Origin of the sequence: Halanaerobium sp. DL-01, assembly GCF_003338615.1 — a bacterium.
Lineage (GTDB): Bacteria > Bacillota > Halanaerobiia > Halanaerobiales > Halanaerobiaceae > QPJE01.
The window spans coordinates 1-1,673 of the sequence record NZ_QPJN01000070.1 but is presented as its reverse complement, the minus strand read 5'-3'; the positions used below and the strand labels follow the sequence as shown (position 1 = coordinate 1,673).

General features: G+C 40.8%; 1 protein-coding gene. It reads left to right on the top strand.

Features of this window, described 5'->3' with window-relative positions:
* Window positions 1–1,670: formate--tetrahydrofolate ligase (locus DER71_RS11805; RefSeq protein WP_114459024.1), on the top strand; the 1,670-nt coding region annotated here is incomplete at its 5' end.
* Between the last annotated feature and the right edge of the window lie 3 nt (window positions 1,671–1,673).

Genomic DNA, 1,673 nt, shown 5'->3' with positions numbered 1-1,673 from the left:
TGAAAAGTGATATAGCCATAGCACAGGCAGCAGAAATGAAGCCAATAACAGAAATAGCAGAAGAATTGGGATTAGAGGAAGATGATCTAGAACTATATGGTAAGTATAAGGCAAAGGTGAAGCTGGATGTATTAAAGAAAAGGGAAGAGGAAGAGGACAGTAAGCTGGTATTAGTAACAGCAATAACTCCTACAGCTGCAGGAGAGGGAAAAACGACAACAACAGTAGGATTGGGACAGGCCCTAAATAGAATAGGCAAAAAGGCCATAATAGCCCTAAGAGAACCATCTTTAGGCCCGACAATGGGAATAAAAGGTGGAGCAGCAGGTGGAGGATATGCACAGGTAATACCGATGGAAGATATAAATCTGCACTTTACAGGAGATATACATGCAATAGGAATAGCCCATAATCTTCTGGCAGCAGTAATAGATAACCATATAAAACAGGGAAATGAACTGGGGATAGACCCAACTCAGATACAGTTTAAAAGAGCAGTAGATATGAATGATAGAGCCTTAAGAGAGACAATAGTAGGTCTTGGAGGAACAGTAAATGGACAGCCAAGAGAAGATGGATTTTTAATAACAGTAGCCTCAGAGATAATGGCGATAATGTGTCTGGCCAATGATCTGATGGAGCTGAAAGAGAAATTAGGTAAGATAGTGGTAGCATATACATATGATGATGAGCCGGTAACAGCTCATGATCTTAAGGTAGAGGGAGCGATGACAGCACTTCTAAAAGATGCTATAAAACCAAATCTGGTGCAGACATTAGAGAACACCCCAGCCTTTATACATGGAGGGCCATTTGCAAATATAGCCCATGGATGTAATAGTGTAATGGCAACCAAGTTTTCGATGAAGCTGGGAGATATAACAATAACAGAGGCAGGGTTTGGAGCAGACTTAGGAGCAGAGAAATTTTATGACATCAAATCCAGATATGCTGATTTGAAACCTGATGCAACAGTGCTTGTGGCAACAATAAGGGCACTTAAGATGCACGGAGGAGTAGAAACAGGAAAGCTTAAGAAAGAGAATCTGGAGGCACTAGAAAAAGGAATAGAGAACCTGGAAAAGCATATAGAGAATGTGCACAAATTTGGAGTACCACTGGTAGTAGCAATCAACAGGTTCCCGGATGATACAGAAGCAGAATTAGAGCTAGTGAGAGAAAAATGTGAGAATCTGGGAGTAGAGGTAGCACTATCAGAAGTATGGGCCAAAGGAGGAGAAGGAGGAGAAGAGCTGGCAGAAAAGGTAGTAGATATACTGGAGAATAAAGAGAGTCAGTTTAAGTTTCTCTATGATGAGAAAGCCCCGATAAAGGAAAAGATAGAGACAATAGCAGAAGAGATATATGGAGCAGATGGAGTAGATTACAGCGATAAAGCCTTAAAGCAGATAGAAAAATACAATAAGCAGGGATATGACAGTCTGCCTGTATGTATGGCAAAAACACAGAGTTCTATATCAGACAATCCAGCACTAAAAGGAAGACCGGAAGGATTTACAGTAAGTGTAAATGAGATAAATCTATCAGCAGGAGCAGGATTTTTGGTAGTAATGACAGGGCCAGTGCTGATAATGCCTGGGCTACCTAAGAGACCATCAGCAGAAGATATAGACATAGATGCAGATGGTAAGATATCAGGCCTGTTCTAAAAA